This is a genomic window from Mesorhizobium sp. C120A, from assembly GCF_030323105.1.
Taxonomy (GTDB): Bacteria; Pseudomonadota; Alphaproteobacteria; order Rhizobiales; family Rhizobiaceae; genus Mesorhizobium.
Genome location: NZ_CP100476.1, coordinates 1,141,568 through 1,165,120, shown reverse-complemented (window position 1 = coordinate 1,165,120; position 23,553 = coordinate 1,141,568). Strand labels below are relative to the sequence as shown.

General features: G+C 62.8%; 31 protein-coding genes and 1 other RNA gene. 16 read left to right on the top strand and 16 right to left on the bottom strand.

From position 1 onward, the window contains the following. Position 1 precedes the first annotated feature (1 nt). The gene (locus NL532_RS05725; protein ID WP_023684164.1) at positions 2 to 1,033 is read left to right on the top strand and encodes a peptidoglycan -binding protein; all 1,032 of its coding nucleotides are present in this window, start codon (positions 2 to 4) and stop codon (positions 1,031 to 1,033) included. 239 nt (positions 1,034 to 1,272) lie between these two features. Next, the gene (locus NL532_RS05720) at positions 1,273 to 1,698 is read left to right on the top strand and encodes a hypothetical protein (RefSeq protein WP_023688945.1); all 426 of its coding nucleotides are present in this window, start codon (positions 1,273 to 1,275) and stop codon (positions 1,696 to 1,698) included. A 78-nt stretch (positions 1,699 to 1,776) separates the two neighbouring features. Here NL532_RS05720 and NL532_RS05715 read toward each other — a convergent pair whose 3' ends face one another. Further along, positions 1,777 to 2,130, bottom strand: coding sequence for a DUF1304 domain-containing protein (locus NL532_RS05715; protein WP_023806573.1), 354 nt, complete (start codon positions 2,128 to 2,130; stop codon positions 1,777 to 1,779). Positions 2,131 to 2,283: 153 nt separating this feature from the next. Here NL532_RS05715 and NL532_RS05710 point away from each other — a divergent pair, with 153 nt between their 5' ends. Beyond that, the gene (locus NL532_RS05710) at positions 2,284 to 3,771 is read left to right on the top strand and encodes a carboxypeptidase M32 (RefSeq protein ID WP_023694585.1); all 1,488 of its coding nucleotides are present in this window, start codon (positions 2,284 to 2,286) and stop codon (positions 3,769 to 3,771) included. Positions 3,772 to 3,781: 10 nt separating this feature from the next. On the opposite strand, the gene NL532_RS05705 is transcribed toward NL532_RS05710, so the two are convergent. Beyond that, positions 3,782 to 5,584: an ABC transporter transmembrane domain-containing protein gene (locus tag NL532_RS05705; protein ID WP_023668749.1), complete on the bottom strand. Its 1,803-nt coding sequence runs from the start codon at positions 5,582 to 5,584 to the stop codon at positions 3,782 to 3,784. A 205-nt stretch (positions 5,585 to 5,789) separates the two neighbouring features. Here NL532_RS05705 and rpmE point away from each other — a divergent pair, with 205 nt between their 5' ends. Then, positions 5,790 to 6,011 carry a 50S ribosomal protein L31 gene (gene rpmE, locus NL532_RS05700; RefSeq protein ID WP_023668748.1) on the top strand — a complete coding sequence of 74 codons (222 nt, stop codon included), beginning with the start codon at positions 5,790 to 5,792 and terminating at the stop codon, positions 6,009 to 6,011. A gap of 187 nt (positions 6,012 to 6,198) precedes the next feature. On the opposite strand, the gene NL532_RS05695 is transcribed toward rpmE, so the two are convergent. Further along, complete coding sequence (locus NL532_RS05695) at positions 6,199 to 6,837, bottom strand: TetR/AcrR family transcriptional regulator (protein WP_023829284.1); 639 nt, start codon at positions 6,835 to 6,837, stop codon at positions 6,199 to 6,201. A gap of 118 nt (positions 6,838 to 6,955) precedes the next feature. On the opposite strand from NL532_RS05695, the gene NL532_RS05690 reads away from it, so the two are divergent. Continuing rightward, on the top strand, positions 6,956 to 7,783 hold the full coding sequence (locus NL532_RS05690; protein ID WP_023829285.1) for an NAD(P)H-binding protein: 828 nt from the start codon (positions 6,956 to 6,958) through the stop codon (positions 7,781 to 7,783). 1 nt (position 7,784) lies between these two features. After that, a complete protein-coding gene (locus NL532_RS05685) occupies positions 7,785 to 8,264 on the top strand; it encodes an anthrone oxygenase family protein (RefSeq protein ID WP_023829286.1) in 480 nt (159 codons plus the stop codon). Positions 8,265 to 8,297: 33 nt separating this feature from the next. Here the strand turns inward: NL532_RS05685 and NL532_RS05680 are convergent, their stop codons facing one another. From NL532_RS05680 to NL532_RS05665, 4 genes are all read right to left on the bottom strand, one after another. After that, complete coding sequence (locus tag NL532_RS05680; protein WP_023668742.1) at positions 8,298 to 8,609, bottom strand: Rdx family protein; 312 nt, start codon at positions 8,607 to 8,609, stop codon at positions 8,298 to 8,300. Continuing rightward, on the bottom strand, positions 8,606 to 9,394 hold the full coding sequence (locus NL532_RS05675) for an RDD family protein (protein ID WP_023829287.1): 789 nt from the start codon (positions 9,392 to 9,394) through the stop codon (positions 8,606 to 8,608). The genes NL532_RS05680 and NL532_RS05675 overlap by 4 nt, the downstream gene beginning before the upstream one ends. 81 nt (positions 9,395 to 9,475) lie before the next feature. Further along, positions 9,476 to 10,225, bottom strand: coding sequence for a YebC/PmpR family DNA-binding transcriptional regulator (locus NL532_RS05670; protein WP_023829288.1), 750 nt, complete (start codon positions 10,223 to 10,225; stop codon positions 9,476 to 9,478). Positions 10,226 to 10,404: 179 nt separating this feature from the next. Then, entirely contained in the window at positions 10,405 to 10,728 is a 324-nt protein-coding gene (locus tag NL532_RS05665) for an ArsR/SmtB family transcription factor (RefSeq protein ID WP_023829289.1), read from the bottom strand. A 51-nt stretch (positions 10,729 to 10,779) separates the two neighbouring features. On the opposite strand from NL532_RS05665, the gene NL532_RS05660 reads away from it, so the two are divergent. Genes NL532_RS05660 through NL532_RS05650 form a run of 3 tightly spaced genes read left to right on the top strand, consistent with a single transcriptional unit; the run spans position 10,780 to position 12,155 of the window. Then, positions 10,780 to 11,262, top strand: coding sequence for an SRPBCC domain-containing protein (locus NL532_RS05660; RefSeq protein ID WP_023684154.1), 483 nt, complete (start codon positions 10,780 to 10,782; stop codon positions 11,260 to 11,262). Between the two features lie 20 nt (positions 11,263 to 11,282). Beyond that, entirely contained in the window at positions 11,283 to 11,645 is a 363-nt protein-coding gene (locus tag NL532_RS05655) for a VOC family protein (RefSeq protein ID WP_023726167.1), read from the top strand. Between the two features lie 27 nt (positions 11,646 to 11,672). Then, the gene (locus NL532_RS05650) at positions 11,673 to 12,155 is read left to right on the top strand and encodes an SRPBCC family protein (protein WP_023755547.1); all 483 of its coding nucleotides are present in this window, start codon (positions 11,673 to 11,675) and stop codon (positions 12,153 to 12,155) included. 21 nt (positions 12,156 to 12,176) lie between these two features. On the opposite strand, the gene NL532_RS05645 is transcribed toward NL532_RS05650, so the two are convergent. The 5 genes from NL532_RS05645 to ssrS form a co-directional block, all read right to left on the bottom strand. Further along, positions 12,177 to 12,938 (bottom strand): TerC family protein, encoded by a 762-nt coding sequence (locus NL532_RS05645; RefSeq protein WP_023694576.1) that lies wholly within the window; start codon positions 12,936 to 12,938, stop codon positions 12,177 to 12,179. Positions 12,939 to 13,011: 73 nt separating this feature from the next. Continuing rightward, entirely contained in the window at positions 13,012 to 13,836 is an 825-nt protein-coding gene (locus tag NL532_RS05640; protein WP_023668734.1) for a TIGR00282 family metallophosphoesterase, read from the bottom strand. A 56-nt stretch (positions 13,837 to 13,892) separates the two neighbouring features. Beyond that, positions 13,893 to 14,420, bottom strand: coding sequence for a DUF3592 domain-containing protein (locus NL532_RS05635; protein WP_196813862.1), 528 nt, complete (start codon positions 14,418 to 14,420; stop codon positions 13,893 to 13,895). Between the two features lie 82 nt (positions 14,421 to 14,502). Then, positions 14,503 to 15,087, bottom strand: a complete 585-nt coding sequence (locus tag NL532_RS05630) for a 5-formyltetrahydrofolate cyclo-ligase (RefSeq protein ID WP_023668732.1) — start codon at positions 15,085 to 15,087, stop codon at positions 14,503 to 14,505. A gap of 92 nt (positions 15,088 to 15,179) precedes the next feature. After that, positions 15,180 to 15,335, bottom strand: a non-coding RNA gene (gene ssrS / locus NL532_RS05625) — 6S RNA. 148 nt (positions 15,336 to 15,483) lie between these two features. Here ssrS and NL532_RS05620 point away from each other — a divergent pair. After that, positions 15,484 to 16,323 carry an AAA family ATPase gene (locus NL532_RS05620; RefSeq protein WP_023716052.1) on the top strand — a complete coding sequence of 280 codons (840 nt, stop codon included), beginning with the start codon at positions 15,484 to 15,486 and terminating at the stop codon, positions 16,321 to 16,323. Between the two features lie 43 nt (positions 16,324 to 16,366). Here NL532_RS05620 and NL532_RS05615 read toward each other — a convergent pair whose 3' ends face one another. Further along, positions 16,367 to 17,905 (bottom strand): MFS transporter, encoded by a 1,539-nt coding sequence (locus tag NL532_RS05615; protein WP_023755546.1) that lies wholly within the window; start codon positions 17,903 to 17,905, stop codon positions 16,367 to 16,369. A gap of 142 nt (positions 17,906 to 18,047) precedes the next feature. Here NL532_RS05615 and NL532_RS05610 point away from each other — a divergent pair, with 142 nt between their 5' ends. The 6 genes from NL532_RS05610 to msrB all read left to right on the top strand — a co-directional run bounded on the left by NL532_RS05610 (position 18,048) and on the right by msrB (position 22,231). After that, the gene (locus NL532_RS05610) at positions 18,048 to 18,911 is read left to right on the top strand and encodes a LysR family transcriptional regulator (protein WP_023737887.1); all 864 of its coding nucleotides are present in this window, start codon (positions 18,048 to 18,050) and stop codon (positions 18,909 to 18,911) included. 58 nt (positions 18,912 to 18,969) lie between these two features. Next, entirely contained in the window at positions 18,970 to 19,416 is a 447-nt protein-coding gene (locus tag NL532_RS05605) for a GNAT family N-acetyltransferase (RefSeq protein ID WP_023726162.1), read from the top strand. Positions 19,417 to 19,451: 35 nt separating this feature from the next. Then, a complete protein-coding gene (locus NL532_RS05600; protein ID WP_050485875.1) occupies positions 19,452 to 19,712 on the top strand; it encodes a type II toxin-antitoxin system HicB family antitoxin in 261 nt (86 codons plus the stop codon). 9 nt (positions 19,713 to 19,721) lie between these two features. Beyond that, positions 19,722 to 20,912: a vWA domain-containing protein gene (locus tag NL532_RS05595; RefSeq protein ID WP_023829290.1), complete on the top strand. Its 1,191-nt coding sequence runs from the start codon at positions 19,722 to 19,724 to the stop codon at positions 20,910 to 20,912. 16 nt (positions 20,913 to 20,928) lie between these two features. Then, positions 20,929 to 21,726: an MBL fold metallo-hydrolase gene (locus NL532_RS05590; protein WP_023829291.1), complete on the top strand. Its 798-nt coding sequence runs from the start codon at positions 20,929 to 20,931 to the stop codon at positions 21,724 to 21,726. A gap of 100 nt (positions 21,727 to 21,826) precedes the next feature. Continuing rightward, the gene (gene msrB, locus NL532_RS05585; RefSeq protein ID WP_023668725.1) at positions 21,827 to 22,231 is read left to right on the top strand and encodes a peptide-methionine (R)-S-oxide reductase MsrB; all 405 of its coding nucleotides are present in this window, start codon (positions 21,827 to 21,829) and stop codon (positions 22,229 to 22,231) included. Positions 22,232 to 22,293: 62 nt separating this feature from the next. On the opposite strand, the gene NL532_RS05580 is transcribed toward msrB, so the two are convergent. The 3 genes from NL532_RS05580 to NL532_RS05570 all read right to left on the bottom strand — a co-directional run bounded on the left by NL532_RS05580 (position 22,294) and on the right by NL532_RS05570 (position 23,407). Then, complete coding sequence (locus NL532_RS05580; RefSeq protein WP_023829292.1) at positions 22,294 to 22,605, bottom strand: hypothetical protein; 312 nt, start codon at positions 22,603 to 22,605, stop codon at positions 22,294 to 22,296. A gap of 7 nt (positions 22,606 to 22,612) precedes the next feature. Continuing rightward, entirely contained in the window at positions 22,613 to 23,053 is a 441-nt protein-coding gene (locus NL532_RS05575) for a hypothetical protein (protein ID WP_023668723.1), read from the bottom strand. A 93-nt stretch (positions 23,054 to 23,146) separates the two neighbouring features. Next, entirely contained in the window at positions 23,147 to 23,407 is a 261-nt protein-coding gene (locus tag NL532_RS05570) for a DUF2312 domain-containing protein (RefSeq protein WP_023668722.1), read from the bottom strand. Positions 23,408 to 23,553: the final 146 nt, after the last annotated feature.

Below are 23,553 nucleotides of genomic sequence, written 5' to 3'. Positions count from 1 at the left end.
CATGGCTCTCGCCAGGGGCCGGCGCACCGATCGCCGGATCGACTATTGGCCGGGCTTCGTCGACGCGCTGTCGACGCTGCTGCTCGCCATCATGTTCCTGCTCACCGTTTTCGTGCTGGCGCAGTTCCTGCTCGGACGCGAACTCTCCGGCAAGGATACGGCGCTCACGCGCCTCAACTCGCAGATCAACGAACTGACGCAGTTGCTGGCGCTGGAGCGCTCGAGCGCGCAGGACAAGGACGATTCGCTGGCCAATCTGCAGGCGTCGCTGTCGGCCGCCGAAGCTGAGAAGAGCCGGCTCGAGCAGCTGCTGGCGCAAGGTGCCGGCGCCGGCGACGCCGCCACCCAGCGCGCCGCGGAACTCGGCGGCGAACTCGACAGCCAGCGCCAGATCAGCCAGCAGGCGCTGAGCCAGGTCGAGATCCTGAACCAGCAGATCGCAGCACTGCGCAAGCAGATCGGCGCGCTCGAGGACGCCCTCAATGTGTCCGAAACGCGCGACCGCGATTCCAACACCAAGATCGCCGATCTCGGCCGTCGGCTCAACGTCGCGCTGGCGCAGCGCGTGCAGGAGCTGAACCGCTATCGCTCCGACTTCTTCGGCCGCCTGCGCGAAATCCTCGCCGACCGCGAGAACATCCGCATCGTCGGCGACCGCTTCGTCTTCCAGTCGGAAGTTCTGTTCCCGACCGGGTCGGAAGTGATCAACGATGCCGGCAAGGTCGAGATGAAGAAGCTCGCCGATGCCATCATCGAGTTGCAAAAGGAAATCCCGCCCGAGATCAACTGGGTGCTGCGCGTCGACGGCCACACCGACAACAAGCCGCTGTCCGGCGCCGGCCGCTATCGCGACAATTGGGAATTGTCGACGGCGCGTTCGACCTCGGTGGTCAAGTTCCTGATCGAGAACGGCGTGCCCGCCAACCGGCTGGTTGCGGCCGGCTTCGGCGAATTCCAGCCGCTCGACCCCGCCGACACCGAAGACGCCCGCAACAAGAACCGACGCATTGAACTGAAGCTCACCGAACGGTGATTTTCAGTCACGCGAAATTGTTTGCCGGCTCAACTCTAGGGCGCAACGCCAGGTCGGCAAGGCCTGAAAACATTATCTTTCTTTAATTACACTTCGCGTTTCCGGGCTCCTACTTTGACGCGCAGGGCCGAGAACCGCCGGCGATGCCTCCCATCGCGACGCGACGGAACCGGACGGCCCGCTTCCGGAAGGCGGAGCGAAAGCGCTTGCCCCTTCCATAGCAGGAGGAGACGCACATCATGCGCTCTTTGAAGACTCTCAGGACCGCAACCCTCACGACACTTCTGATCACTGTTCCACTCGCCGGCGCCTATGCCGCCGGACATCACAAGGGCGCCCTCGACGCCAGCGACCCGACCGACATGACCGGTCCGCGCGTGACCGGCCTGATCGAGCAGGTGCGGGGCGTCGAACAGGGCATCACGGATGCGCGCGAGACGAAGGGCATCTCGACCTCGGAAGCGCAGTGGCTGCATCTGCGTGCTGCGCATATCGGCCAGGCCGCCGAACGGGTCGCCGCTTCGGACCATGGCCGGATCCCGGCCGCGCAATATCACGATCTGCTGCGCCGCCTCGACAATGTCGATCAGAGGCTGATGTCCGACACCGGCAGCGGCTTCATGATCGGTGATGGCTCCGACGGCGGAAATTATCCGAACGGCTGAGATCCGCTCTGATATCTCCAGGAATGAGGAAGGGACTGTCTGACGCCCCCGGATCTGGCTCCGAGGGCGTCTTTTTTGTCACCAGCCCAGCCACAGCGCAGCGAGGGCCAGCACCGCCGGCACGGTCTGAATATAGAGGATCTTCCGGCTGGCAGTCGCCGCGCCATAGAGGCCGGCGACGGCGATGCAAAGCAGGAAGAACACCTTGATCTGGAATCCGGCTGCGCCGAGATAGAGGCCCCAGATCAGCCCGGCGGCAAGGAAGCCGTTGTAGAGCCCCTGATTGGCGGCGAGCACCTTCGATGCGCTGGCGAAGTCCGGCTTGAGGTTGAACGCCCTGTGCCCGCGCGGTGTGTCCCACGCCACCATCTCCAGATAGACGATGTAGAGGTGGATCAGGGCCACCAGCCCGACCAGGATATTGCCGATCATCTTAGTCTCCCCTGCATGGCGGTGTTCCACCGCCAGCCAGCATTCCACGCACAAGCTCATCGGCGCAAGCTGCATCGGCGAAAGCCACCTTTGAGGGTTGCCAATCCTGGCGCGTTGGTATCTTTTCCCGCGGTCCAAAACGCGGAACCTGCCATGTCTTTTCAGAAGCTCGATGATCTCGGCCACAAGCTCGAAGCGCTGGAACATGCGCTCGCTATCCTCGGCGCCGACGAGGCGACCCACATGGCCGTCGGCGGCGGCGAGAAGCGCGCCGAAGCCATGTCGTCCCTGGCCGGGATGCTGCATATCAGGGCTACCGCGCCGGAGATCGCCGACTGGCTCGCCGCCGCCGAACAGGAGGCGCTGAACGAGGAGCAGCAGGCGGCGGTCCGCGAACTGCGTCGCCAATACACCAACCTGACCTGCCTGCCGGTCGAATTCGTCGAGCGCCAGACGGTGGCGCGTATGCGCTCCGAGCAGCTCTGGCGCGACCTGCGCGCCAAGAATGACTGGGCAGGCTTCCTGCCGGCGCTCGAAGGTGTCATCGCGCTGGTGCGCGAGGAAGCCGCTTTGCGCGCCGACGCGCTCGGCCTCGATCCCTACGACGCACTGATGGAGCAATACGATCCTGGCAACCGCGCCGCCGACATCACGCCGGTCTTCACCGAGCTGAAGACATTCCTGAAGGGCTTCGTGCCGGAAGCCCTGGCCGCGCAGGAAGCGCGCCTGGCCAGGCATCCCGTGAAGCCGCTCTCCGGCAGCTATGCGATCGACCGGCAGCGCGAGCTTGGTCTCGCCATGATGGCTTCGGTCGGCTTCGACCTCACCCACGGTTCTCTGTCCGTATCGCACCATCCCTTCTGCGGCGGCGTGCCGAGCGACGTGCGCATCACCACCCGCTACAAAACGTCCGACTTCCTGTCGGCCTTGATGGGCGTGCTGCACGAGACCGGCCATGCGCTCTACGAGCAGAACCTGCCGAAGGCCTGGGCGCACTGGCCGCTCGGCAAGGCGCGCGGCATGGCGGTGCATGAAAGCCAGAGCCTGTTCGTCGAGAAACAGGTCGGCCGCAACCCCGAATTCTGGCGCTGGGCGCTGCCCGTGGTCGAAAAGCATCTCGGCGAAGCCTGGTCGCTCGACGACATCCTGCCGCATGTGCACCGGGTCGAGCGCGGCCTGATCCGCGTCGACGCGGACGAGGTAACCTACCCGCTGCATGTCATCCTGCGCTACGAGTTGGAGCAGGAGCTGGTCTCGGGGCGGCTGCAGGCGGCCGACCTGCCCGAAGCGTGGGACGCCAAGATGCGGGAGTATCTTGGCCTTTCGACCATCGACAACCCAGCCGACGGACCGATGCAGGACGTGCATTGGCCGGGCGCCGCCTTCGGCTATTTCCCGTCCTATACGCTGGGCGCCATGATGGCGGCGCAGCAATGGGCTGCGCTGACGCGCGACCATCCTTCAGCCGACAGCGATCTCGCCAGGGGCAATTTCGCCGCCATCAATGACTGGCGCCGCGACAAGATCTGGTCGCAGGGATCGCGCTGGTCGACGCCCGAACTGCTTGAGCGCGCCACCGGCGAGAAACTGAATGCCGCGCATTTCACCGAGCATCTCCGCAAGCGGTATGGTCCCGCCTGATTGCGGGTTGCTACTCCGCGGCACCCCTGAAGGCGCTTGCTCCGGTTTCGAACTGCAGCTTGGCCAGCCTTGCATAGATTCCGCCCTTGGCGACCAGGCTCTGGTGCGTGCCTTCCTCGACGATGCGGCCGCCATCCATGACCAGGATGCGGTCGGCCTTCAGCACGGTCGCCAGCCGGTGGGCGATGACGATGGTGGTGCGGCCCTGCATCAGCCGTTCCAGCGCCGTCTGCACCAGCGTTTCGCTTTCGGCGTCGAGCGCCGACGTGGCCTCGTCGAGCAGCAGGATCGGCGCGTCGCGCAGGATGGCGCGGGCGATCGCCACGCGCTGGCGCTGGCCGCCGGACAAGGTGACGCCGCGCTCGCCGACCTGGCTGTCGTAGCCCTTGTCGAGCCTGAGGATGAACTCGTCGGCCAGCGCGTCCCTGGCGGCGGCCTCGATCTCGGCATTCGTCGCGCCCGGCCGGCCAAAGCCGATATTGTCGCGCGCGCTTGCCGCAAAGATGGTGACATCCTGCGGCACGATCGCAATGCGCTCCCGCACTTCAGCCGGATCGGCTTCGCGCACGTCGACGCCGTCAATGGCGATGCGGCCGGTTTCTGGATCGTAGAAGCGCAGGATCAGCGAAAAGACGGTGCTCTTTCCGGCGCCCGACGGGCCGACGATCGCCACCGTCTCGCCGGGCTTGACCTGAAAACTCAAGCCGTGGACGGCGGCACGGTCCGGCCTTGCCGGGTAGGAGAAGGAGACGTCGTCGAAGCTGATCGCGCCTGTCGCCTTGGCGGGCAGCGGCAGCGGATTGGCCGGCGGTTGAATCGCCGGCGTCTCGTCGAGTATCTCGGTCAGCCTTTCGGCCGCACCCGCCGCCTGGGCAAGCTCGCCCCAGACTTCCGACAGTGCGCCCAGCGCGCCTGCGGCAAACACGGAGTAAAGCAGGAACTGGCCGAGCGTACCGGGCGACATCGTGCCGGCAAGCACGTCACGCGAGCCGAACCACAACACCGCCACGACCGAGGAAAAGATCATGAAGATGGCAAAGAAGGTGAGCAGCGAGCGGGAGAAGATCGACGAGCGCGCCGCTTGGAAGGCGGCTTCCACCGCGGCCGAGAACCGCCCGGTGACCAGCGTCTCGTTGGTGAACGCCTGCAGCGTGCGCACCGCGCCGATCTGCTCGCTGGCATAGGCGGTCGCTTGCGCCAGCGTGTCCTGCGCCTGCCGTGACCGGCGCCTCACCGAACGGCCGAACGCGACCAGCGGCAGCACGATGAGCGGAATGGCCGCGATCACCAGGCCCGACAGTTTCGGGCTGGTGACGACCATCATCGCCACCGCGCCAAGGCCGAGGATGACGTTGCGCAACGCCACGGAGGCGGTGGCGCCGACGGCGGATTTCACCTGCGTGGTGTCGGCGGCAAGCCGCGAGACGATCTCGCCCGACTGGGCGGTGTCGAAGAAGGACGGCGAAAGCGTCGTGACATGCGAAAACACGTCGCTGCGGATGTCGGCAACGACCCGCTCGCCGAGCGTGATGACGAAGTAGTAGCGTCCGGCCGATGCCGCCGCCAGAATGGCTGCCATCGCCACCAAAGCGGCGAAATATTCGGCGATGAAGACGGTGCCGGAAGCGCTGAAACCGTGGTCGATCATGCGCCGCACGGCCAGCGGCAGCGCCAGCGTCGTCGCCGCGGCGATGGCGAGCGAAATGAGGGCGCCTATGACCAGTTTGCGGTAGCGGAATATGTAGGGATATAGGCGCCTGAGCGGCCCGAGCGAGCGCCTGCGCCCGTCTTGCTCGCCGCTGATGTCCGCCATGACCGTTTCCTCTGGCCGCTTCCAGGTGGGCGCTTTCAATATGCGCCTGCCGCGGCCTTGTGATTCAATTCCGGCTGATGTATAGGCTCGCCGACCGTTTTAGAAGCCGTGGCTTTTCAATAGCTGCGGCTTCGAGTTTTAAAAAGGGGCGCATCGACGCAGGCCGCGGGCCCGTCTGTAGCGCCACAAGCCAGGAAGCACGACAATGAAGGCCGATATCCATCCCGACTACCACACCATCAAGGTCGTCATGACCGATGGCACCGAATACTCGACCCGTTCGACCTGGGGCAAGGAAGGCGATACGATGAACCTCGATATCGACCCGACCACGCACCCGGCCTGGACCGGCGGCCAGCAGACCCTGCTCGACCGCGGCGGCCGCCTGTCGAAGTTCAAGAAGCGCTTCGAAGGCTTCGGCCTCTAAAGTTTACCTGTATCGCTGAATCAAGAACCCGCCCTTGTGGCGGGTTTTTTGTTGCCGCCAAAGTCAGTCGCTTCAAGCTAACGCGCCCGATACCTCCCGCTTGTGGGGAGGTCGGCCCAAGGGTCGGGTGCGGTCCGACGCCTCCACCCTGCTGCTTCGAAGCGACCCTTCCCAGAGTGGTGCGAGCCTACCCGTCCACCAATTCCCGCAGCGCCATGCGCTTGTAGGCGGCGACCAGCCTGTCGCCCTCCTGCCGGTCGACCGAGATCGCCAGCCGCACGGCAGCCTCGCCCATCTGCCAGACCAGAAACGCTGTGGTCTCCAGCGCCACCGGATCGGCGCCGGGATGCAGCCGCTTCAGCACCATGGTCAGGAATTCGGCATTTGCCCGGCTGTCGGCGAGTTCGAGCTGGCGCAGCGCCTTGTCGGCCTGCGTGCCCGACCAGATGTCGCGCATCACCGGCTCGGCCAGGAACAGCTGATAGTAGATATCCACCAGCTCCGAAAACGCCTGCCGCAGGCCCTCGGCGTCGACGACATCCTTGAGCGCCGAGGAGATGCAGGCCTGGCTTTCGGCGGTGTAGCGCTCGGCCAGCGCCCAGACGATCGCCCGCTTGTCGGGAAAGAACTGGTAGAGCGAGCCGATCGACACCGCGGCCCGTTCCGCCACCTCGCCCATGCGCATGGCGTCGCTGCCTTGCTCGGCAATCAGCGCCGAGGCTGCGGCCAGCATGCGCTCGACCCGCTCGCGGCTGCGCTGCTGGGTGGGCGCCCGTCGCGGCGATGCGACCTGCTCCTCAGATGCGGGCGTTGCTGTGTCTTCCATGACGGCCCCCGGCCTCGACAAAATCTGCCAACAAACGACTTGACGCGCAAAATACGAGGGTTTATCACGTTTTGCAAATGTGAGGATTACTCACATTTGTAAACAAAGGAAAGCCACAATGACTAACACCAAACCAGTCCTGATCCTCGGTGGCACTGGCAAGACCGGCCGTCGCCTCGCCGAGCGGCTGACCTCTCAGGGCATTCCCGTGCGCATCGGCTCGCGTTCCGGCAGCCCCCGCTTCGACTGGGAGGTTCCGGTGACCTGGGAGCCTGCCATGCAGGGCGTGGGCGCCGTCTACATCAGTTACTATCCCGACATCGCCGTGCCGGGCGCCGCCGAGACCGTCGGCGCCTTCGCCAGGCTTGCGGCGGCAAATGGCGTCACCCGCATGGTGCTGCTCTCCGGCCGCGGCGAGACCGAAGCCCAGCGCGCCGAAGAGATGGTCAAAGCCTCGGGCGCTGACTGGACGATCCTGCGTTGCGCTTGGTTTTCGCAGAATTTCAGCGAAGGTTTTCTCGTCGAGTCCTTGCGGCAAGGCGAAGTGGCTTTGCCTGTCGGCCCTGTTGGCGAGCCCTTCGTCGATGTCGACGACATCGCCGATGCTGCCTTCGTTGCGCTGACCGAACCGGGTCATGTCGGCCAGCTCTATGAGTTGACCGGGCCGCGGCTGCTAAGCTTCGCCGACGCGGTTGCCGAGATCGCCAAGGCGACCGGCCGCGACATCCGCTATATCAAGATCTCGCATGACGAATTCACCGCCGCGACGGCGGCATACGAACTGCCGCCCGAAATCGCCTGGCTGCTCAACGAGCTGTTCACCGAAGTGCTTGACGGCCGCAACGAGACGCTGACCGACGGCGTCCAGCGTGTGCTCGGCCGCGCGCCGAAAGACTTTTCCGCCTACGCAAATGAAACCGCTGCAACCGGCATCTGGAGCAACTGAGATGATCAAGCTTCTTCCCACCCTCACCATCATCGCTGCAATCGGCTCGGGCGTCGTCGGCGGCGTGTTCTTCGCCTTTTCCAACTTTATCATGGCGGCGCTTGCCCGGCTGCCGGTCCCCCAAGGCATCGCGGCGATGAATTCGATCAACATCACCGTGATCACGCCCACCTTCATGACGGCGCTGTTCGGCACCGGCCTGCTCTGTCTGGTGCTTATCGCCGCCGTTATCATGGGGGGGTGGAGCCAGTCCGGTTCATACTGGCTGCTTGCCGGTGCCGTGATCTATTTGATCGGCAACCCGATCGTGACCATGGTCTTCAATGTGCCGCTCAACGATGCGCTCGCCGCCGTCGACCCGGCCAGCGCCAATGGCGCAGCCGTGTGGGCGAACCATCTGAATCAATGGGTGATGTGGAACCACGTCCGCACCATCACCGCCATCGTGTCGATGGCCTGCTTCATGTTCGCATTGCTCTGAAAAATGGCACTTCGCAAACGCAAGGACCTCGCCTCAAGCGGGGTCCTTTTGCGTGTGACCCTTGCGGTCGGAATGACCGAGATCGCGGCCCGGATCGATGACGTCGCGCACCAGCTGCTTGAGCTTGGCGGCATCGGGAAAGCCGCCGTCGCGCTTGCGGTCCCAGACCAGCACATCGTTGCAGGAAACGGTGAAGATGCCGCCTGTGCCCGGCACCAGCGTCACTTCACCAAGATCCGTGCCGAAGGTGGAGAGCAGTTCCTGCGCCATCCAGCCGGCCCGCAACAGCCACTGGCACTGCGTGCAATAGGTGATGACCACGCGGGGCCTCTCCGGCACACTCATGTCTGGGCCTCCTGTATGCGCACCGTGGTATTTGCGAATCGATCGTGTATCGGGTCGTCGCCCAGAGCTATGGATATCGCAATCCAGACCGGCCAGATCAGCACCAAAACGAGGGCAGCGGATGCAACCACTATTTCCAGGCTGGAGTAATCCTGCACGCCACCGGGAGCGGTGCCCCAAGCCTGAAAAGCATACCAGCTTCCCGTCAGGACGATCGGTAATGCGCCGAGAAACTTGATAAGTTGCCGCCGAACAGCCTTTCTCGCCGGCAGGCCGGCCCTATGTCTGTCGTCCTCATCATGTACAGTGAGCTCCGTGAGCCGCTTGCCGATTGATTGGCCGGACTTCAACTCCATAATGAGGAGATAAGACGCCAGAGCGATCAGCTCGAGGAAACCCAGGTCCAATGCTGCAGGCCTGAAATTCCCTTGCGAATCCAGATCGATCGAGATGGAGGAGGTTTCTCCAGGCTTTGAGCCCGGCGCCGTACCCACGCTCCATATGGCGACCGGCAAACCGAGTACTGATGTTCTACACACCTGCCAGTCATAACGGGCAAGTGTCGGGGCACCGTGAACCGTACCCTCCTGGCATAGTTTCCAGTTCAGCCAAAAGCTGCCTTTTACGCCACCGTTGGTCAGCAGAAATAGAGCCCCTACGAGCAAATAGAGGGCGATCAGGATTACAAGGTAGTCGATGAGTGCAGCGAGAAACCGTCGCCATATGCCGGGCCGGCGAGGCCAGGCCACCGCATCGGCAAAACTTGCCTCTTTATAGTCGGTCATCGGCCCCCCCTGATCACTGACTAATCTATAGGCAGGCCGCCGTCATACAGCAATATTCGCATCCGACTGTATTGCACGGACCTACGCCGCGCTGAGCTTGGCCATGGTCTCGTCGTCGACCTCGAAATTGGCGTAGACGCTCTGCACGTCGTCATCGTCCTCGAGCGTTGCCACCAGTTTCATCAGCGATTGCGCCCGCTCTTCGTCGACCGGGACATTGTTCTGCGGCTGCCAGATCGCCTTCACCGATTCGGCCTCGCCAAGCGAGGCTTCCAGCGCCTTAGACACTTCGCCCATACTCTCGAACGCACAGTAGATGGTGTGGCCTTCCTCGTCGGACTCGACATCATCGGCGCCGGCCTCGATCGCCGCGTCCATCACCTTGTCGGCGCTGCCGGCGGAGGCCGGATAGTAAATCTCGCCGGCGCGGTTCCACATGAACGACACCGAGCCGGTTTCACCAAGCGCACCGCCGGCTTTGGTGAAGGCGGCGCGCACATTCGAGGCCGAGCGGTTGCGGTTGTCGGTCAGCGCCTCGACGATCAGCGCCACGCCGCCTGGCCCATAGCCTTCATAGCGCACCGCTTCGTAATTCTCGGCATCGCCCATCGACGCCTTGTTGATGGCGCGCTGGATGTTGTCCTTCGGCATCGACACCGCCTTGGCGTTCTGGATAGCCAGGCGCAAACGCGGGTTCATCGATGGGTCGGGCGTCCCGCTCTTGGCGGCGACGGTGATTTCGCGCGCCAGCTTGGAAAACATTTTTGACCGCACCGCGTCCTGCCGGCCCTTGCGGTGCATGATGTTCTTGAACTGTGAATGGCCAGCCATGGCACCCCTGTCGTCTTCGGCTAGAGCATCCCGAAGCGAGGTGGTCTCACCTCGTCTTCCCGGGTACTCGAATTCAAATTTCAGAGCCGTCCAAGGTGCAACGCGATGGATGCACGGCGTTCTCTGTCGGAATGGCCGGCTTATAGATAAATCGGCTCAATTCGTCCAGCCGCGCCGGTTCAGCCCTCCAGATCGGATTTCAGCCGGTCGATAATGCTGAGCGCATGGCCGGCATACTGGCTGATCCAGCGGTCGTGGATGTGCTTGATCGGCAGCGCGTTGAGATGGTTCCAGCGCTCGCGCCCTTCGCGCTTTGCCACCACCAGTTCGGCTTCTTCCAGCACCTTGAGATGCAGCATGACGGTGCAGCGATCGATGTCGGGAAACGCCTCGCACAACATGCCGGTCGTCTGCGGCGCATCCTTCAGCCGATCCAGCAATTCGCGACGGCGCGGATGCGCCAACGCCTTGAAAATGTGATCGTCTGCGGTTTGGCTTGACATGTTATGTTTCTATAACATATCGTCGAGCCAATCAAGGAAGGAGCTGTGGATATGTCTCTTGGATTCAGAGTTTCCGGGCGCATCGGCAAACCGGTCGCAGAAGTCTTCGACGCAGTCGTCAATCCGGAGAAGCTCAGCGGCTATTTCACCACCATCGGCGGCGCCAGCGCCCCGCTAGAAGCCGGCATCGGTGTCGTCTGGTGGGGAAAAGTGCCGGTCGAGGTCGATGAAGTGGTCAAGGACAGCCGCATCGTGTTGCGCTGGGATGCCACAGATGCCGACGACAGGCCCGCCTACAAGACACGCATCGAGATGAACTTCGAGCCGCTGGACGATGGCGGCACCCTTGTGACCATTGCTGAATCCGGCTGGCCGGAAGGCGTGGTCGGCCTGCAGAAATCCTACCTCAATTGCGAGGGCTGGTCGCAGATGCTGGCTTGCATGAAGGCCTATGTCGAATACGGCATCAACCTGCGCGACGGCTACTACCGCGGCGAGATGAGGGGCGAGCCGGCCAACGAGACAAACAGATGAACAGCGCAACGGAGCCCGCAATGACCGCGAAGATGACCGGCGGCATCAACATCGCCATGAAGGTGCCGCCGCACCAGTACGAGGCGACGATCGCCTTCTATCGTGATGTCGTCGGCTTGAAGCCATTTACCGCCAAGACGCCAGCCATCGGCTTCGAGCTTGGCCCAAACCGTCTGTGGATCGACGAGGCGCCGATGCTGAGCCAGGCCGAAGTCTGGCTTGAGCTTTTCACCGACGATTCTGCAGCCATTGCGGATCATCTCGCCAAGGCCGGCGTCGTCCGTTGCGACGCGGTCGAGCCCCTGGGCGAAGGCTTTCGCGGCTTCTGGATCGCCAACCCGGCCAGCATTGTCCACATGGTGCGCGAACCCGACGCTTGGTGAGCGCAAAAACCTGAAAGGAGCATTGGGATGGAGACCCACAAAACGCCGACCGCCGAAGCCGGCATGCTGATCAGGCGGCCGGTCGCCGAGGTCTTCGAGGCGATCGTCGACCCGGCCATCACCACGAAATTCTGGTTTACCCACAGTAGCGGCCGGCTGGATAGCCGCAAAGAGGTTCGCTGGGAGTGGCGCATGTACGGGGCCTCGGCGATGGTCAATGTCAGCGAGATCGTCGAGAACAAGAAGATCGTCATGCAATGGAGCGATCCGCCGACCACTGTGGTCTGGACATTCACGGAGATGCCCGGCGCCGAAACGCCTGACGGTGCGACCTTTCTTGAGGTCAGCAATTTCGGCTTCGCCGGCACCGCCGACGAGCAGGTCAAGCAGGCGGTCGGCTCGACCGACGGCTTCGCACTCGTTCTTGCCGGCGCAAAGGCATGGCTGGAACAGGGCCTGTCGCTTGGCCTGATCGGCGACCGTTATCCGAAGGGCGTGCCGGGGCGCTAGGATCGCCCCGATCGCCCAGCCTCAATGCCCACCGCTGGATTTCTTCCTTCGCCGCGCCAGCATGTTGAGGCCCTCGACCAGGGCGGAAAAGCCCATCGCGGCGTAGATGTAGCCCTTCGGCACATGATAGCCCATGCCGTCGGCGATCAGCGTCATGCCGATCATCAGCAGGAAGCCCAGCGCCAGCATGACGATGCTCGGGTTCTTGGCGATGAAATTGGCCAGCGGCCCGGCCGCCAGCATCATCACGCTCACCGCCACGATCACGGCGATGTACATGATGGCAATCTCGTCGGTCATGCCGACGGCGGTGATGATCGAATCGATCGAAAAGACGAGATCGAGCAGCAGGATCTGGAAGATGGCGCCGGCAAGCGAGATCTGCAGCGTCTCGCCCATCATCGTATCCTTGTGGTCGTCGGGATCGACGGTGTGGTGGATTTCCTTGGTCGCCTTCCAGACCAGGAACAGGCCGCCGGCAATCAGGATCAGGTCGCGCCAGGAAAAGCCATGGCCGAACGCTGTGAACACCGGCGTCGTCAGCTGCACGATGATGGAGATGGTTGCGAGCAGCACCAGCCGCATGATCAGCGCCGCCGAGATGCCGAGACGGCGGGCGCGGGCGCGCTGCGCCTCAGGCAATTTGTTGGTCAGGATCGAGATGAAGATCAGATTGTCGATGCCGAGCACGACCTCGAGGACGATCAGCGTCAGCAACGCGACCCACGCGGTTGGATCGGAAACAAATTGAAAATGCGGCGCAAAGAACTCGATCAGCTGCATGGAGGTCGTCCCCTCTTTAACGATCTAGAGCAGTTTCGTCGCCAGTTAGGTACTTTACTCGACTATATCAATGTCAAGACCAGAAGGATGGCGCGGTTTCTTCGAGCCGCGGCCCGCGACGAAAAGGCGCGATCTTCTCGGTCAGGCCGGTGCGGTCGGAAATAGTGACGCCGACGCCGCACAATGTCGCCGGTCCGGTCGCCGCCTCGAAGCGGCCTTTCGGCACTTTCGACAGGAAGCGGTTGAGCGGCTCTTCCTTGTCCATGCCGAGCGAGGAATCATAGTCGCCGCACATGCCGGCATCGGACATGTAGCCGGTGCCGCCGTTGAGGATCTGGTGGTCGGCCGTCGGCTGGTGCGTATGGGTGCCGATGACGAGGCTGGCGCGGCCGTCGACGAAATGCGCGAAGCACATTTTCTCCGAGGTCGCTTCGGCATGGAAGTCGATGACCACGGCATCGGCCTGCTCGCCCAGCGGACAGGCGGCCAGCTCGCGCTCGCCGGCCTGGAACGGATCGTCGAGCTCGGGATGCATGAACACCCGGCCCATGATGTTGGCGACCAGCACGCGCGCGCCGTTTTTGGCGATATAGACGCCGGAACCGCGCCCCGGCGTGCCCTTGGGGAAGTTGGACGGGCGCAAGAAGCGCTCCTCGCGCGGCGCGAAGACCAGTGCGTCGCGCTGGTCCCAGACATGGTTGCCGGTGGTGACGACATCCGCACCGGCGGCGATGGTGTCGCGAAAAATGTCTTCGGTGATGCCGAAGCCGCCGGCGGCGTTCTCGCCATTGACGATGACGAAGTCGAGTTTGAAATCCGAGATCAGGCCGGGCAGTTGTTCCCACACCGCCGTACGTCCCGATTTGCCCACCATGTCGCCGAGGAAGAGAAGTCTCATGCCCACTTCTATCCAGAGGCACGGACGCTAGGCAAGCGCTACCCGGGCGATTGGCGCTAACGCCGGCCGAAAGTACCACGCTGCTGTTGAGGCGGCTTGGCGCTCGCGCCCGCAACGCGAACTGCCGAAGGCATCATCGGTGACGCCGGCGGTGCGGTGCGTCCGCGCAGCCAGAAGAACCACACGTAAAAAACAGTGAACCCACCAGTAGCGGCCAGGAGCAACAGCCCGCCGCGCCAGCCCTTCATCGCCGCGGTATCGAGGATCGATGGATTGGCAGGGTTGTAATACAACTTCACCGCGTCGCCTTTGGACGCCGTGTAGAGGCCGATGTCCTTTCCCTTGCCGGACCACGTCATCGGTGCATCGTTCGCGACATAGGTGACAGCGACGTTGATGCCTTTCGCGGTGAGGCCATTACCCTGGGCTTCGCTGTAGGAACTGACATCCGTCACTGTGGCAACCGTCTGATGCCAGGCGAACTGGTGGTGCAGGGCCGTTCCGGAAATGTGCAATGCCATCGCGAACAGCGTTACCGCGATGAGGACGAACGGCATCAGCAGGAAGCGTGCGAAGACAAACATGATGGCCGCCATCGGCTCGGACTGTGTTGCCGGAATACTATCCGGCACGTCTTGGAAACGCGTTAAGCGGGATCGCGGTCTTTTAAGCGATGTCGAAGCGGCGCAAACCGCTCTCGGTGAGTATTTCCGGGATGATGACGTCGTGCGCCTCATCCGGCACCAGACCCACCTCCTGGCAATCGAAGGCGATGCCGATCAGTCGTGGCGGCTGGCCCTTGTCGATCAGCCTGGCGATGGCGCGGTCGTAATAGCCGGCGCCATACCCGATGCGATGACCGCGACTGTCGAAGGCCGCGAGCGGCACCAGCATCACCGCGGGATCGAGAACCTCGGCCTCCGCATGCGGACCGACCGTGCCAAAACCCATCTCGACCATCGGCGCGCCGCGCACCAGTTCGCGAAAGACGATGGTGGTCTTGTCGAGGATGGCCGGCAGGCAAAGCCTGGCCCCCTTCTCGCGCAAGGCGAACATCAGCGGCCTGACGTCGACTTCCGATCGCATCGGCCAGAAAGCTGAAACGATCTGACCCGGCTCGATGGCGAGGTGGTCGCGCGCCGTCTCGGCCATTTCAAGCGCGATCTCCACCCGCCACAGCGGATCGAGCGCATCGCGACGGCCGAGTGCCTCGAGGCGCAACTGCTTTTTCAGGTCTTTGGGAGATGTCATGCGCGGACGATAGAAAAGGTCGGATCTGGGTGACGTTTCATGAGCGACGTTTTCTACCACATCATCCGCCAAACTGGGCGGATACAGGTAAGTGACGATCCACACAACCGGTGGAGAGAGCGATCCCGGGAACCTACAAAGTAGGTGGGCGCCGTATGAGAAAACCCACGGGTCTTCCCAGGGACAGCTCCCTAAGGATCGTTAAGGCCCCGGGGAAAATGTTCTCCTGCCGGGAAGCGCAGACCGCCAAGCCCAATATAGGCGGCTGGTCGGTCAAGCGCTAGTGACATGAGCCGATGTTTCCATTTCGATCTCACACGCTTTGGTGCAGCCGGCTCGCCCTTGCACAGGTCAAGCAGCGTCCTTACGGTCGCGCTCACCAACCGAGGAGCAAGTATGCGTTTCGAAGGCACGGCGGCCTATGTCGCCGACAAGGATCTGATGGTGGCGGTGAACGCCGCGATCGCGCTGGAGCGGCCATTGCTGGTCAAGGGCGAGCCGGGCACCGGCAAGACCGAGCTTGCCCGCCAGGTGGCATCGGCGCTCGGCCTCGACCTGATCGAATGGCACGTCAAGTCGACCACCCGTGCGCAGCAGGGACTTTATGAGTACGACGCCGTCTCGCGGCTGCGCGACAGCCAGCTTGGGGATGCCAGATTCAACGACATCAAAAACTACATCAAGCGCGGCAAGCTCTGGGACGCCTTCGCGGCCGGCAAGAAGGTCGTGCTGTTGATCGACGAGATCGACAAGGCCGATATCGAATTCCCCAACGACCTGCTGCAGGAACTCGATCGAATGGAGTTCTTCGTCTACGAAACCGGCGAAACGATCCGCGCCGCTGTGCGCCCCATCGTCATCATCACTTCCAACAACGAGAAGGAACTGCCCGACGCCTTCCTGCGCCGGTGCTTCTTCCACTATATCCGCTTTCCCGATGTCGACACGCTGCACAAAATCGTCGACGTGCACTATCCCGGCATAAAGCAGAATTTGGTGCGTGCTGCCCTGACCCAGTTCTACGAAATCCGCGACGTGCAGGGGTTGAAGAAGAAGCCGTCGACCTCCGAGGCGCTCGACTGGATCCGCCTGCTGGTCGCCGACGACATCGCACCCGAGGATCTGCGCGCCGACCCCAGGAACGCGCTGCCGAAACTGCACGGCGCGCTGCTGAAGAACGAGCAGGACGTGCATCTGTTTGAGCGCCTTGCTTTCATGGCCAGGCGGAAGGGATAAGGATCGGCGGGCGGGCTGAGCGCTATGAGCGAGCTTCGGCCGATCACTCGGCCGCCGCAAGCCCTGTCTCCTGCGGCGCGACGCGCTTCGGCCCGAAGATCACGAAACCGATGACCGACAGGGCGAGAACGCCGATCCCGCAATAGAGCATGACCCAGCCGAAACCATTGACCAGCGCGGCATGCACGATGGCGCCGGATGGGTCGAGGGCTGCGAGCTTCGGCGTCCCCTGCGCAAGGCCCTCCAGATTGCCGGTGGCGACCCTTTCCGCCAGTGCCCGCAACTCATCCGGCTCCAAAGCCGCGCCGAGTGTGGCCCGCAGGTGGGAAACGATACCTTGCGTCAGCAGCAGGCCGAGCACCGCGATGTTGATAGCGAGCGTGATCAGGCGTGCGCTGATGTCGATGCCGGACGCCATGCCGGCACGATCCGGCAATACCGCGCCGGTCGTGGTATTGGTGGTCGGCGAATTGGTGAGACCGATGCCGATGCCGGCAATCAGCGTGCCGGGCAGCATGGTCAGCCAAGTGGCGCCCTCGAGCCTGGAGCCGATCCACATGGCGATGAAACCGATCCCTAGCGTCAGCAGACCGAGCGGGATGGCAATTCGTGCCTGGTAGCGCGTGCGAATGCGCTCGGCGATCGGCGGCATCACCATGAAGGGCAGCGTGTAGACGAGCAATAGCAGGCCGGTCGTCGTGCTGTCGTAGCCGAGAACGCCGGAATAATAGATCGGCAGATAGATGATGAACGGCCAGTAGCTGAAATTCATGCCGATGGCGCCCATGATCGCGCCGGAAAACTGGCGGATGCGGAACACGGAGAAATCGAACATCGGATAGGGATTGACCCTCTCGGCGACAAGGAAAGCGATGAACGCAGCCACGGAGGCTGATATCACGCCGATGCGGGCGCTGGTCCCGAGATCCGCACCCTGCGTGATCAGATAGGAGAAGCCGAACACAGAAGCCGACAGCGTCAGCATGCCGGCCCAGTCAAGCTTCTGGGCGTTGTGATCGCGCGATTGCGTGACACCGGCGCCGATAAAGGCGAGCGCCAGGAGCGCCAGCGGCACGTGGATGAGGAACACCCACTGCCAGTTCGACAGCGCCACGATCAGGCCGCCAATGGCGGGACCGAAACCAAGCCCGATGCCTGAGACGACGCTCCAGGCAACAAAAGCCTTGCCGCGTTCACGGCCATCCTGGAACTGATGCGACAGCACGGCGACGCTGCAGGTCAGCATCGCGCCGCCAGCGAGACCTTGCAGGAAGCGGGCGGCGATCAGCAGCGCCGCACTCGGCGCCAGGCCGCACAGCAGCGAGGCGAGGCCGAAGGCGACGGTGGTGATCACCATCACGCTCTTGCGGCCGAAACGGTCGGCCAATGTCCCTGTCGCCATCAGCACCGTGGTGCAGGCAATGGTGTAGGCGTTCATGATCCATTGCAGGTCTTTGAAATCGGCGGCGAGCACGCTTTCCAGTTTCGGCAGGATCACCGGCACGCTGGAGATTTCGAGCCCGAACAGCAGCGACGCCAGGCACACGCCGGTGAGCGCTATGGTGTTTCGTTGAATTGGCATATCGATCTCTTTTCATCCGAGCATGAGGCGCTCTTCAAACCGCGACCGGTTTGAGATAGAGGAGACTCGACCATGAAAAAAGGCTATGCTCGGCTATATCAGAAATGATAAAACGGAATGATTGGCCCAATGGAGTGCTGCGATGACCAGTCTTGATGTGGACGCCGTACGAACCTTTGTGATGGTGGCCGATCTGCAGAGCTTCACCCAGGCGGCCACGGCGCTGGGCAGCACCCAGGCGACAATCAGCGTCAAGCTGCGCCGTCTTGAGGAAAAGCTCGGCGCGCGATTGATTGAAAGAACGCCGCGCCGCGTCAGCCTGTCGGCACGAGGCGCCGTCTTCCTCCCCGCCGCGCGCGACTTCCTTGCCGCGCACGAGCGCGCCATGGCGGAGTTTGCGTCAGCACCGTGCCGGCTTGCGCTCGGCTTTGTCGATCATGCCGCCGGTCCGGCGCTGTCCATTCTGATTGCCCAGCTCCATGCGCACGATCCATCGCTGACGCTCAGTTTGAGGATCGATACCAGCACGGTGCTCAAGGAAGCTTTCGATCACGGCGAGCTCGATGCAGTCATCGTGCACCGCGAAGGCGACAGCCGTCCTGGCCGGACCTTGTCGCGCAACCACTATGGCTGGTTCGCAGCACCTTCCTTCGAGTGGCAGCGCGGAACGCCGTTGCGCCTCGCGCTCTTAAGCACCGTGTGCAACTGTCCGGATCGTGTGCGGGCGGTCGAGGCGCTGGACAAAGCAGGCATCGCCTGGGAGGAGGCCTTCGTCGGCGGCGGCGGCGCGGCCGTCAACATTGCGATATCGGCGGGCTTTGCCGTTTCGGCGCTGGCTCACTGCGTCGCTCCGCCCGGCCTGATCGAGGTTGGCCGCAAACTTGGTCTTCCATCGCTTGACCCTTCCGAAGTGGTGCTGCATTCGCACAATCTGGCGCCGCGCGCGCGTGACGCGCTGCAGATGCTGGCGACCGCATTTCGCGAGTACAATTCGCCGGTGGATTAGGCGATGGTGTTTCCGATCTGATTCCGCCGGAATCCGATAAGGCTTTGGAGGAACCGAAATGACCGAGATCACCGTCCGCCCGCTGGCGCTGGCCGACCATGCCGACTGGCGGCGGCTGTGGACTGCCTACCTCACCTTCTACGAGACCAAGCTGCCGGACGAGGTCTACGACATCACCTGGGAACGACTGTTCACGGAAGGTGAATTCGAACCGAAGGGGTTTATCGCCACGCTCGACGGCAAGGCGGTCGGCCTGACCCATTATCTCTATCACCGCTCCGGCTGGTCGGAGAAAAACAACTGCTACCTGCAGGACCTGTTCGCCGACCCTGATGTGCGCGGCAAGGGCATCGGTGCGGCCCTCATTGAAGCGGTCAAGCAGGAAGCCGGCAAGATCGGCGTCAAGAACGTCTATTGGATGACCCACGAAACCAACGCCACAGCGCGCAAGCTCTACGACCATGTCGCGCGGCGGACAGGGTTTATCGAGTATGATCTGCTATGATGCGAGCGCGATCGAAATAACGCGGAAGGAGCCGAATGATCCGCTATGTCGGAATCCTGGATGGCAGTGACGGCGTTTGGGGAGTGCGGATGCCCGATCTCGCCGGCTGCCACGGGGCCGGCGCAAACCCGGCTGAAGCGATAGCCGATGCCGCGTCGGCTATGCGCGAATGGGCGGAAGCCCGCATCGCAAAGCACTTGCCCATGCCCAACCCACGTACTGTGGCAAATCTTCTGCAATCCGGCGAAATCGACAGTGCCCGTGGCGACTCCGCCGTGACCGTTCGGCATAGATAACGGCCAACCATGTTCCTCCCCTTCTTCCTCGAACTGAAGGTCGCGCGGATTCCCGTTTCGCTGCGGGAGTATCTGTCGCTGCTGGAAGGTCTGGAAGCCGGGCTGGTCGACTATGACGTCGAGGGTTTTTACTACCTCGCCCGCGCCGCGCTTGTGAAGGACGAGCGCCATATCGACCGCTTCGACCAGGTGTTTGCGCATGTCTTCAAGGGGATCGAGGCGCTCACCGGCCCCGATGCCGTCGGTGTCGCCAACATCCCTGAGGAATGGCTGCGCCGGCTCGCCGAAAAGCACCTGACCGAGGAAGAGAAGAAACTGATCGAGGCGCTCGGCGGTTTCGACAAGCTGATGGAGACACTGAAGCAGCGGCTGGAGGAGCAGAAAGGCCGCCACCAGGGCGGCTCGAAATGGATCGGCACCGGCGGCACTTCGCCTTTCGGCGCCTATGGCTACAATCCCGAAGGCGTGCGCATCGGCCAGCATGAAAGCCGCAATCGCCGTGCGGTGAAAGTCTGGGACAAGCGCGAGTTCAAAAACTTCGACGACGCCGTCGAGCTCGGCACCCGCAACATCAAGGTGGCGCTGAAGCGCCTGCGTCGCTGGGTGCGCGAGGGTGCGGAGGAAGAGTTCGACCTGCCCGGCACCATCCATGCCACCGCCGAGCACGGCTATCTCGATGTGCAGACGCGCCCCGAACGGCGCAACGCCGTGAAGCTCTTGATGTTCTTCGATGTCGGCGGCTCGATGGACGACCACATCAAAAGCGTCGAGGAGCTGTTTTCGGCCGCCCGCGCCGAATTCCGCCAGCTCGAATATTTTTACTTCCACAACTGCCTTTACGAGGGCGTCTGGAAGGACAACCGGCGCAGGCATGCCGAGACCATCCCGACCTTCGATCTGCTTCACAAATACGGCCCCGACTACAAGGTGATCGTCGTCGGCGATGCCTCGATGAGCCCTTACGAGATCGCGCATCCCGGCGGTTCGGTCGAGCATTGGAACCCGGAAGCCGGCAGTGTCTGGCTTGACCGCCTCATCCAGCAATGGCCGAATGCGGTCTGGCTGAACCCCGAAAATCAGAAAAACTGGGGCTTCACCCATTCGATCGCGATGATCCGCGATCTCTTCGGCGGCCGCATGTTCCCACTGACGCTGGCCGGGTTGGAAGCCGCGACGAAGCAGCTCTCACGCAAGCGTTGATATGAGAGGAAAACCGATGACCTGCTTTCTTTGCCCGCAATGCGGCGTCCAGTTCGCGGCAACGCAGACCCCTCCAGAAAATTGCCCGATCTGCGAGGACGAGCGGCAATATGTGCGCTGGGAAGGCCAGGCCTGGACCACTGGGGAAGAACTCTCTGCCGGGCATAGGCTTGTGATGAAGGACGATGCCGGCGTTCTCGCTTTCGGCATCGAGCCGCGCTTTGCTATCGGCCAGCGGGCGCTGCTGGCGCAGACGCCGCACGGCAATGTGCTGTGGGATTGCATCTCGATGGTGAGCGACGAGGCGGTAGCCGAAATCAACCGTCGCGGCGGCCTGGCCGCGATCGCCATTTCGCACTGCCACTATTATTCGGTGATGGTCGAGTGGAGCGAGGCGTTTGGCGGCGTGCCGATCTATCTCCATGCCGACGACCGCCAGTGGATCATGCGGCCGCACAACGCCATCGTCAGCTGGGCGGGCGAGACGCTGGCCATAAACCCGTCGCTGACACTCGTGCGTTGCGGTGGCCATTTTGCCGGCGGCCAGGTGCTGCATTGGAAACGCGATGACGGTAACGCCCTGCTGTCCGGCGACATATTGCAGGTGACGCCGACGCGTCGCCATGTCAGCTTCATGTACAGCTATCCGAACTACATTCCGCTCAATGCGCCGGCCGTGCGACGCATCGCGGCGGCACTTGAGCCTTTCGAATTCGACGACATCTACGGCGCGTGGTGGCAGCAGAACATCATCGGCGGCGCAGGAACGGCATTTCATGCGTCGATCGCCCGCCATCTTCAGGCGATTGGGTAGGAGCTCGGCTGAAAATGCGAGCAAAACACGTAACAAACGCCTATCTCTAAGCGAATATAGCTTGCAACCAACAACAAGCCGCCAAGGCTGAGGAGATCAAATGGACACCCACACCTACCCTGTCACCCGCACCGACGCCGAATGGCGCGCCCGCCTGACGCCCGAGCAATATGCGGTCATGCGCGGCCATGGCACCGAACGGCCCGGAAGCTGCGCCCTGCTCTACGAAAAGCGCGCCGGCACCTTTTCCTGCGTCGGCTGCGACCAGCCGCTGTTCGAATCCAAGCTCAAGTTCGAGAGCGGCACCGGCTGGCCGAGCTTCAATGATCCGGTGCCCGGTTCGGTCGAAAACACCGTCGACCGCAGCTACGGCATGGTCCGCACCGAATGCCACTGCGCCCGCTGCGGCAGCCATCTCGGCCATGTCTTCGAGGACGGCCCGCCGCCGACCGGCCTGCGCTATTGCATCAACGGCGTGGCGCTGAAATTCGAGCCGGCGCCTTAAGCCGCAGCTTGACCACCATCTTCAAAGGGCGGCTTCGGCCGCCCTTTTTCGTGTCAATCTTCTCAGACAACCACCACCAGGATCAGCCAAAGCGTAGCCCCGAGCGTCATCAACGAAGCCTTGGCGCCACTGGATTTTTCCGTGGTTCGCCAGACGGCAAAGGTCAGAAAGATGTTGTAGGGCACGGGCGCGAAATGCACCGCCAGGACGACGGCGAGCGGCAGCTTCAAGCCGAGCAGAATGAGCGCGGCCACCGACGAGGCGATGTTGATCGCCGTGCCGACAAGCACTAGATCGCGCCAGAACAACCGCTCGACCGGCACCGCGCCTTGCCAGCGCGAGTCGAAGAAGGATCCGATGCTTTGCACCAACACCTGATAGCTATCCCTCTCCCAGCACGTCGGTGACGGCGCGCTCGAAGCGCGAGCATTCCGTCACCAGCCAGTCGGCCATGGCCGGCCAGTTGTCCTCGGCATAGCAGTTCACCCGCCACATCGAATTGATGCCGAGGCCCTCGCAGCTCTGCTCCGGCCTGAGCTTCAGCCAGTCTTCGATTGCCGGTTGGAACGGCTTCAGCCGCGACCAGACCCCGGTCGCGCCGAACTTCTCGTTACGGCCGAAAAAGACGCCAACTTGGCTTTGTGCCGGCGCGACATACATGGACAGGACCAGAGCGAAGTCAGGCAGCCCGCGCTGCCAGAACCAGGGTCCGCGCCGCGCCATGGAAGCGCGTTCCTCCGGATGCCGTTCGGCGAACAGCGCCCAGAAGCTGCGTTGGCGGAATTCAGAGGCGCGGCGGGCGCCGAAGTCGAATTCGCTCATGGTTCGATGCCCGTTCCAGCATCATTCCTTGGCCCGAGACTGTTTCGAAATTCGCTCCGGCGATATCAGCCGGAGTAGAATTTCCAGACAGCCTTACACCATGCCGAGCGCGGCCTTGTAGAGATCGAGGATGGTTTCCTCTTCCTGGCGCTCGGCCTGGTCCTTCTTGCGCAGCCGGATGATCGACCGCATCGCCTTGGTGTCGAAGCCGGTGCCCTTGGCCTCGGCGAACACTTCCTTGATGTCGTCGGCGATGGTCTTCTTTTCTTCCTCGAGCCGCTCGATGCGCTCGATGAAGGCGCGCAACTGGCCGGCGGCAACAGTCTGGCTGGTATCTGTGATGTCGTCGGCCATGTTTTTTCTCCGCTACTTTTTAAGCACCGCGATTCTGGCGCGGTAAATTGGGAGCGGGTTCGATGCCCGAGCAGGCGCGGCGGGTCAAGCCATTATCGATGCTCCATCAACGGCTGCTGCCAGCCGTCCCCAGTGTGATGGATCCG

Bases quoted from the DNA above. Each gene is read 5' to 3' on its own strand.
- NL532_RS05725 (WP_023684164.1), top strand. From the start codon at position 2: ATGGCTCTCGCCAGGGGCCGGCGCACCGATCGCCGGATCGACTATTGG.
- NL532_RS05720 (WP_023688945.1), top strand. From the start codon at position 1,273: ATGCGCTCTTTGAAGACTCTCAGGACCGCAACCCTCACGACACTTCTG.
- NL532_RS05715 (WP_023806573.1), bottom strand. From the start codon at position 2,130: ATGATCGGCAATATCCTGGTCGGGCTGGTGGCCCTGATCCACCTCTAC.
- NL532_RS05710 (WP_023694585.1), top strand. From the start codon at position 2,284: ATGTCTTTTCAGAAGCTCGATGATCTCGGCCACAAGCTCGAAGCGCTG.
- NL532_RS05705 (WP_023668749.1), bottom strand. From the start codon at position 5,584: ATGGCGGACATCAGCGGCGAGCAAGACGGGCGCAGGCGCTCGCTCGGG.
- rpmE (WP_023668748.1), top strand. From the start codon at position 5,790: ATGAAGGCCGATATCCATCCCGACTACCACACCATCAAGGTCGTCATG.
- NL532_RS05695 (WP_023829284.1), bottom strand. From the start codon at position 6,837: ATGGAAGACACAGCAACGCCCGCATCTGAGGAGCAGGTCGCATCGCCG.
- NL532_RS05690 (WP_023829285.1), top strand. From the start codon at position 6,956: ATGACTAACACCAAACCAGTCCTGATCCTCGGTGGCACTGGCAAGACC.
- NL532_RS05685 (WP_023829286.1), top strand. From the start codon at position 7,785: ATGATCAAGCTTCTTCCCACCCTCACCATCATCGCTGCAATCGGCTCG.
- NL532_RS05680 (WP_023668742.1), bottom strand. From the start codon at position 8,609: ATGAGTGTGCCGGAGAGGCCCCGCGTGGTCATCACCTATTGCACGCAG.
- NL532_RS05675 (WP_023829287.1), bottom strand. From the start codon at position 9,394: ATGACCGACTATAAAGAGGCAAGTTTTGCCGATGCGGTGGCCTGGCCT.
- NL532_RS05670 (WP_023829288.1), bottom strand. From the start codon at position 10,225: ATGGCTGGCCATTCACAGTTCAAGAACATCATGCACCGCAAGGGCCGG.
- NL532_RS05665 (WP_023829289.1), bottom strand. From the start codon at position 10,728: ATGTCAAGCCAAACCGCAGACGATCACATTTTCAAGGCGTTGGCGCAT.
- NL532_RS05660 (WP_023684154.1), top strand. From the start codon at position 10,780: ATGTCTCTTGGATTCAGAGTTTCCGGGCGCATCGGCAAACCGGTCGCA.
- NL532_RS05655 (WP_023726167.1), top strand. From the start codon at position 11,283: ATGACCGCGAAGATGACCGGCGGCATCAACATCGCCATGAAGGTGCCG.
- NL532_RS05650 (WP_023755547.1), top strand. From the start codon at position 11,673: ATGGAGACCCACAAAACGCCGACCGCCGAAGCCGGCATGCTGATCAGG.
- NL532_RS05645 (WP_023694576.1), bottom strand. From the start codon at position 12,938: ATGCAGCTGATCGAGTTCTTTGCGCCGCATTTTCAATTTGTTTCCGAT.
- NL532_RS05640 (WP_023668734.1), bottom strand. From the start codon at position 13,836: ATGAGACTTCTCTTCCTCGGCGACATGGTGGGCAAATCGGGACGTACG.
- NL532_RS05635 (WP_196813862.1), bottom strand. From the start codon at position 14,420: ATGTTTGTCTTCGCACGCTTCCTGCTGATGCCGTTCGTCCTCATCGCG.
- NL532_RS05630 (WP_023668732.1), bottom strand. From the start codon at position 15,087: ATGACATCTCCCAAAGACCTGAAAAAGCAGTTGCGCCTCGAGGCACTC.
- NL532_RS05620 (WP_023716052.1), top strand. From the start codon at position 15,484: ATGCGTTTCGAAGGCACGGCGGCCTATGTCGCCGACAAGGATCTGATG.
- NL532_RS05615 (WP_023755546.1), bottom strand. From the start codon at position 17,905: ATGCCAATTCAACGAAACACCATAGCGCTCACCGGCGTGTGCCTGGCG.
- NL532_RS05610 (WP_023737887.1), top strand. From the start codon at position 18,048: ATGACCAGTCTTGATGTGGACGCCGTACGAACCTTTGTGATGGTGGCC.
- NL532_RS05605 (WP_023726162.1), top strand. From the start codon at position 18,970: ATGACCGAGATCACCGTCCGCCCGCTGGCGCTGGCCGACCATGCCGAC.
- NL532_RS05600 (WP_050485875.1), top strand. From the start codon at position 19,452: ATGATCCGCTATGTCGGAATCCTGGATGGCAGTGACGGCGTTTGGGGA.
- NL532_RS05595 (WP_023829290.1), top strand. From the start codon at position 19,722: ATGTTCCTCCCCTTCTTCCTCGAACTGAAGGTCGCGCGGATTCCCGTT.
- NL532_RS05590 (WP_023829291.1), top strand. From the start codon at position 20,929: ATGACCTGCTTTCTTTGCCCGCAATGCGGCGTCCAGTTCGCGGCAACG.
- msrB (WP_023668725.1), top strand. From the start codon at position 21,827: ATGGACACCCACACCTACCCTGTCACCCGCACCGACGCCGAATGGCGC.
- NL532_RS05575 (WP_023668723.1), bottom strand. From the start codon at position 23,053: ATGAGCGAATTCGACTTCGGCGCCCGCCGCGCCTCTGAATTCCGCCAA.
- NL532_RS05570 (WP_023668722.1), bottom strand. From the start codon at position 23,407: ATGGCCGACGACATCACAGATACCAGCCAGACTGTTGCCGCCGGCCAG.